The organism is Deinococcus sp. (assembly GCF_025362455.1).
Lineage (GTDB): Bacteria > Deinococcota > Deinococci > Deinococcales > Deinococcaceae > Deinococcus.
The window spans coordinates 1-5,837 of record NZ_JANYGJ010000247.1; the positions used below are offsets into that span (position 1 = coordinate 1).

Annotated in this window: 6 protein-coding genes; 5 read left to right on the top strand and 1 reads right to left on the bottom strand. The window is 65.2% G+C overall.

The genetic code is table 11. The features are described from left to right. On the top strand, positions 1-279 hold a 279-nt coding region (locus Q0R23_RS17125), incomplete at its 5' end, for a nucleotidyltransferase family protein (RefSeq protein WP_293915011.1). Here Q0R23_RS17125 and Q0R23_RS17130 read toward each other — a convergent pair. Next, positions 276-1,169 (bottom strand): GNAT family N-acetyltransferase, encoded by an 894-nt coding sequence (locus tag Q0R23_RS17130; RefSeq protein ID WP_293915012.1) that lies wholly within the window; start codon positions 1,167-1,169, stop codon positions 276-278. The two genes, Q0R23_RS17125 and Q0R23_RS17130, sit on opposite strands and share 4 nt — an antisense overlap. Positions 1,170-1,268: 99 nt before the next feature. Here Q0R23_RS17130 and Q0R23_RS17135 point away from each other — a divergent pair, with 99 nt between their 5' ends. The 4 genes from Q0R23_RS17135 (at position 1,269) to Q0R23_RS17150 (ending at position 5,194) form a co-directional block, all read left to right on the top strand. After that, a complete protein-coding gene (locus Q0R23_RS17135; protein ID WP_293915013.1) occupies positions 1,269-1,796 on the top strand; it encodes a hypothetical protein in 528 nt (175 codons plus the stop codon). Positions 1,797-1,949: 153 nt separating this feature from the next. Next, positions 1,950-2,993 (top strand): DNA double-strand break repair nuclease NurA, encoded by a 1,044-nt coding sequence (locus Q0R23_RS17140; protein ID WP_293915015.1) that lies wholly within the window; start codon positions 1,950-1,952, stop codon positions 2,991-2,993. Positions 2,994-3,037: 44 nt separating this feature from the next. Further along, positions 3,038-4,843 (top strand): ATP-binding protein, encoded by a 1,806-nt coding sequence (locus tag Q0R23_RS17145; RefSeq protein ID WP_293915019.1) that lies wholly within the window; start codon positions 3,038-3,040, stop codon positions 4,841-4,843. A gap of 75 nt (positions 4,844-4,918) precedes the next feature. After that, the gene (locus Q0R23_RS17150; RefSeq protein WP_293915017.1) at positions 4,919-5,194 is read left to right on the top strand and encodes a hypothetical protein; all 276 of its coding nucleotides are present in this window, start codon (positions 4,919-4,921) and stop codon (positions 5,192-5,194) included. The last annotated feature ends 643 nt before the right edge of the window (positions 5,195-5,837 follow it).

Consider the following 5,837-nt stretch of genomic DNA (forward strand, 5'->3'; position numbering starts at 1 on the left):
GAGGTTCGCAACCAGGCACGGGTTCACCTCTGGTTCGAGAGCAAGTTCGGTCAGCCTCGCGCCCCGATTCTGAGCGTGCGGCAGGGTATCGAGCAGTTTCTGGTGCGCTGCACCTGTCTGGGCATCGACGAGCGGCGCCAGGTCTACGCGCCCTGCGGCCTGGAGGAACTGCAAGCCGGAATCCTGCGCCCCAACCCGCTCAACGTGGACGACGGGCGGCTGTATGCCATCAAAACCGCCAGTTACCGTGAGCGCTGGCCCTGGCTGGGATTGGGTTAGGAAGGGCGGCGCACTTCCCAGGTGCCGCGCTGCCGCAGGTAGCCCAGTTTTTCATTGACCCGGATCATTGGCAGATTCTTAGCGTGGTTATGGGTGCGGGCTTCCTGTATGCCGTCCGCTTTCAGGCGGCGCAGGAGTTCCACTTTCAGGGCGTAGGCCAGACCCAGGCCCCGCGCTTGTGGCGCTACTGCCGTCATCTGGTTGTAGGCGCTGCGGCCCGTCAGCGCCGCCGTGAAACCCAGGAGTGAGCCGCCGCTCCGGGCCGCAATGATCCAGCTCAGGCGGGTCTGAGGATTCTCCTGCATCTCCCGGCGCGTCTTCTCCTCATTCCATTTCGGCAGGCTTCGGAAGTCCGGCGTCTCGGCCAGCGCGTCTACGTAGAGTCTGACCAGTTCGTGCCAATCGGCCTCGCTGGCGTTTGTCATGTCGCTCAAGCTCACGCCGTCGGGCAAGGGCTGGATGTGCTGCTCTGGCCTGAACTCCTGCGGATTCAGGACGCTTTCAAAACGCTGAGCGTGGACAGTAAAGCCGCGCCGCTGTGCCCAGGCCAGGCTTGCCAGGTCGCTGTCGTGAATGTGGGCGCTCAGGCCAGCCGCATCCAGCTTTGGGACTGTGCCCAGCAGCTCGGCGCCGTGACCCCGCCCCCGGAATTCCGGTAGTACGGCCAGGTCCAGCCGCAGATACCCCGGCGGGCTGAACGGGTCGGGACGCCACTCGATTAGCGCCGCGATCTGTTCGCCTGAATGGGTCACAACGCGGGTCAAGTCAGGCCAGCGCCCCGCCCGCTGCTGCAAGTCACCATGTGTTAAGGCCCGGCCTAGCAGCACTTCATACAGCGGCAGGGCGGCTTCCCACTCGCTTGCCAGTAGCGGTACAGGTCGCAGCGACATGCTCTACCATACCGAATCTGTCTGAAATCTGACGCCTGTGTGAGTGCCCCTCATCTTTGACACATCGTCAGCAGCGGCCCAGCGGTTAGGCTGACCATCATGAAGCGCCTGTTGCCCCTCGCGGTGTCTGCCCTGCTGAGCCTGACGGCGACCAGTCTGGCCCAGGCCACGCCCGCCCCGCTGCAAAACCTGCCCCTGAGCGTCGAGACCAGCGACACCCTGCTGACGCTCACCGCAGCGGCCATCCAGAAGATCTACCCGGCCCAGAGCCGCCCGGAAGCGGTGTTTCTGACCAATGACAAGAAGGTGACGATGGGTTTCGAGTGGCGCCAGGCGTCCCTCAAGCCCGCCGAGGTGAGCGGTCTGGTGGGTCAGTTTCCCGCCGTCATCAAGTCGCAGGTGCCCGGCCTCAAGACCCTGACGCCCAAGCTGGTCACCATCCAGGGCACCCCCTGGGCGCAGTTCATCTACACCCTCAGCGGCAAGAACGGCGACCTGCGCCGCGAAATGCTGATTACCTCCGCCCAGGGCCGCATGCTGATCCTGAACGTGGATTCCTCGGTCAAGGACTACACCAGCAATGACCAGGCCGTGCGAACCTTTGTCAACGGCGTCAAGCTGAATTAGCAGCATCGAGATTGCCCCCGCCTGACACGCGCCAGGCGGGGTTTTCGTTTGGGATAGAGAACAGCCATTCAGTCCCTGCCCACTTCCTACTTCCCACTCCCCGCCTTCCCACAAGCCACGCGCCACAAGCCGCCCTGCTCTACAATGCCCGCCATGCAGATTCGACTCGACCCCTGGCCGGTGGACACCCTAGACGGGCAACTGACCCTGACACCGTTTTCAGGCGAGCTGATCGACGTGGAGACGCCCAGGTGGGCCGCCGTCGCCCCCCGGCCCATTCCGCAGCGGCTGGAGCGCGTCTACGTCGTGGACGGCAAGCAGCGTATGGAGGCCCGCTTGCACGTCACCGACGACTTCGGGCGCGAGGGGCACGCCGGATTCGGCGCCTACGTGGCCGGAGCCGTCGAGCTGTGCCCGCACGGCAGCCGTCAGGCCGAATTGATCGACATTCGTGCCCGGCGGGTGCTGGCCCACGCGCCGGACCTGGCCCTCAGCCCGCTGCTGCTCTCGCCTAGGCATCCGCAGACCGGCGAGCTGGCCTACGCGCTGATGGCGACCCAGCCGGGCGGCCATCCTCTTGCCCCGATGCAGGCCGTCCAGGGCGCCATGCTGGCCCACGAGCAGGAGCTGTCGCACGGCCTGGCCTCCGCCGTCCCTTTCGACGACACCGATGACCGCGAGCACCTGCGTGCCCTGACCATCCAGGACGGCACCCTGCGTTCGCGCAACCTCGGTGGCGCGGTGGTGGGCTGCGTCAAGACCATCCAGACGCTGTATCTGCCGACCGACCGGGCTGGGCTGCTGGCCGAACTCAAACCCGGCGAGCGCACCCCGATTCTGCACATGCGCTACGACAACAACCGCGTGGTGCGCTTTATCTGGTACGTGCGGCTGTGCGAGGCGGCGTTCTACCACCATCCGATGTCCGGCGTGATGAGATTGGAGATGTACGCGCCCGAAGACTCCGATTTTCTGCCGCCGATCGTCCGGCAGGTGGCGGGCCTCAGCGGGGAGCTGCTGTGCAAGCTGGCCAGCAAGCCGCACAAGGATTCACGTTCGCCGCAGAACCTGATTCCCACGGCGGCGCTGGAACAGGCGATGGGCCGCAGCATGGGCAGCCTGGAGCTGGTGACCCGCCGCATCCGCAGCCACCTGGCCCGCGAACTGGGGCTGGATGTGGGCGGAGCGGTGGCGTGAGCCAACCTAGTACTCCGGGCGACCCCAACGGCCCCCGCATCGGCATGGTGCTGGGCACCGAGGACGCCACGCCGACCAGTTTCTGGTTCTCGGTTTCCAGCGGCGCCAGCGTGCAGCTCGACGATCTGGTCGTGGTCCAGACCCAGAAGCCGGATGGCCGCCCGGTGCAGTTCTACGGCCTGGTCGATAACGTCCGCAAGCGCCATGAGGGCGTGGTGTTCGAGTCGGACGTGGAGGACGTGGTGGCCGGGGTGCTGCCCGCCTCGGTGAGCTACGCGGCGCGGGTCGTGGTGACGCGGGTGGACCCCGAAGACTTCATCCCGCCCCAGCCGGGCGACACCGTGCAGCACGCGCGCGGCGAGGCGCTGAAGATGGCCCTGAGCGCCGACAAGATGGAGGACGGCGCCTTCCCGGCGGGCCTGCTGGCCGACGGGCAGATCATGCCGCTGAACTTCCGGTTTGTGAATGGCGAACAGGGCGGCCACATCAACATTTCCGGCATCTCCGGCGTGGCGACCAAGACCAGTTACGCGCTGTTTTTGCTCCACTCGATCTTCCGCAGCGGCGTGATGGACCGGGTGGCCCACAAGGGCGGCGGCGGTCAGGCGGGGACGGCGGGCGGTAAGGCCATCATCTTCAATGTGAAAGGCGAGGATCTGCTGTTTTTGGACCAGCCAAATGCCCGCGTGGTCGAGAAGGAGGGCAAGGCGAGGGCTACTAAGGGCTTATCCGACGAGCGCTACCGGCTGCTGGGCCTGCCGATGGAGCCGTTCCGCGACGTGCAATTCCTGGCGCCGCCGCGTCCGGGCAACCCCGGCTCGGCCATCGTGCCGCACGTCGATCAGCGGGCACTGGGCGTCACGCCGTTCGTGTTCACCCTGCGCGAATTTTGCGCAGCGCGGATGCTGCCGTACGCCTTCTCCGACGCGGCCCAGAGCCTGAATCTGGGCTTCGTCATCGGCAACATCGAGGAGAAGCTGGCGCGGCTTTCAGCGGACGGGTCCGGCGCGGCCCTGCTGGTCTCCGACTGGAAGCTCGACGAGGCCGAGAGCGTGCCCGACGACGTGCAGTTCGACGCGCTGGGCAAGGTCAGCATCCAGACCTTCGGCGACCTGATCTCCTACATCGAATTCAAGTTGCTGGAGCAAAATGAAGGCGAGGGCGATCCCAAATGGGTGCTCAAGCAGTCGCCCGGTACGCTGCGGGCCTTCGTGCGGCGGCTGCGCGGCGTCCAGAAGTACCTCTCGCCGCTGCTGCGCGGTGACCTGACCCCGGTGCAGGCGGCCCAGTACCGGCCCAACCTGCTCACAGGCGGCTACCAGATGAGCGTGGTGGACATTCACAACCTCTCCGGCCCGGCCCAGATGTTCGTGGTCGGCGTGCTGCTGCGCGATCTGTTCGAATACAAGGAGAAAAACGGGCGCCAGGACACGGTATTTGTGGTCCTCGACGAGCTGAATAAGTACGCCCCGCGCGACCAGTCCAGCCCGATCAAAGACGTGCTGCTCGACATCGCCGAGCGTGGGCGCAGCCTGGGCATCATTCTGATCGGCGCCCAGCAGACCGCCAGCGAGGTCGAGCGCCGCATCGTCAGCAACGCGGCTATTCGCGTGGTGGGGCGCCTCGATCTGGCCGAGGCCGAGCGGCCCGAATACCGTTTTCTGCCGCAGAGTTTCCGGGCACGGGCGGGCATCTTGCAACCCGGCACCATGCTGGTCAGCCAGCCGGACATTCCCAATCCGGTGTTGATCCAGTATCCGTTTCCGGCCTGGGCCACCCGCCAGGGCGAGGTAGGCAGTTCAGACACCCGTTCAGACGAAGAACAGGGCGCCGAAATTCTCGGACTCTGAGCTGAAGTATAGCCTTACATACAATTTAACGGGTTGTTGACAGCACCCTCTCTACCCTGAGTACGGAGGTTATACATGACCAGGGCCAACCGGGACGCCGATGTTCGAGCTGAAACCGTGATTTTCATCAGCATGGACGTGCGGGGCGGGGTGGTACTGGATCACCGGGGGCTGCATCAGTTGCCCATCGGCTCGGAGGACCGCCAGATCATCGAGGCCAATCTGCGGCTGTTTGAAGCCTCGCAGCACGTCAAGGACAGGCTGGCCGCCCAGTACATGCAGCAGGCCGCCCAGGACCGCCTGCGCGAGCAAGCCTTCCGGCTGCTGCACGAGGCCGACGCTCAGCCCTGAATGCAGGAGTGCCCTGCCTTTTTCTCGCCGAGAGAGGGGCGGGGCGTTGCTGGGCTGGGCGTGCTGTTGGGCGGTTGGGTTGCTTTTTTTGGCTTCAGCTCGTTGCTGATGCGTCGGCTCCCCCACCCCCCAGCGGGCAGGCCCGATAGGTGCCGTTCTGCACAAGCGGTCAGGCCCCATACGGGTGCCGCTCTGAACAAGAAGACGCTCCCGCCCCGGTGGGGCGCAACTGGCCGTAGGTTCGGGGGCGGCGTCTTGGGCAGAACGGACGCCCTTGAGGACGCCTGCCCGCCCCTCACCTCTCATGCCGAATCAACGTGTCAATAGAACCTTGGAGGGGGATTACGCTCCGCTATGGATGGTACTTCCCATCCGGCCCAGTCGCACTTTGTCTCACGGCGTTCTCCACATCGTGGCCGCTTTCGTAGGGCGCCCGTGCGCCGCATTCGCCCATAACTGACCTCGCTGGAAAGTAGTGGTCTACTCCTGTGAAAAAACAGCACTAGAGCAGATTTCACAAAAAGGCCATAGGATAGGCAGCCCCGAACCAGCCGAGGACATCCTGAACTGTTACGGCATCAAGGGCCTTCCCAATAGCACTCCAGAGCGATGGCAGGTCGCGCCACCGCCCAGCCCTGACCAA

Coding starts and splice junctions, on each gene's coding strand:
- Q0R23_RS17150 (WP_293915017.1), top strand. CDS start 4,919: ATGACCAGGGCCAACCGGGACGCCGATGTTCGAGCTGAAACCGTGATT.
- Q0R23_RS17140 (WP_293915015.1), top strand. CDS start 1,950: ATGCAGATTCGACTCGACCCCTGGCCGGTGGACACCCTAGACGGGCAA.
- Q0R23_RS17145 (WP_293915019.1), top strand. CDS start 3,038: ATGGTGCTGGGCACCGAGGACGCCACGCCGACCAGTTTCTGGTTCTCG.
- Q0R23_RS17130 (WP_293915012.1), bottom strand. CDS start 1,169: ATGTCGCTGCGACCTGTACCGCTACTGGCAAGCGAGTGGGAAGCCGCC.
- Q0R23_RS17135 (WP_293915013.1), top strand. CDS start 1,269: ATGAAGCGCCTGTTGCCCCTCGCGGTGTCTGCCCTGCTGAGCCTGACG.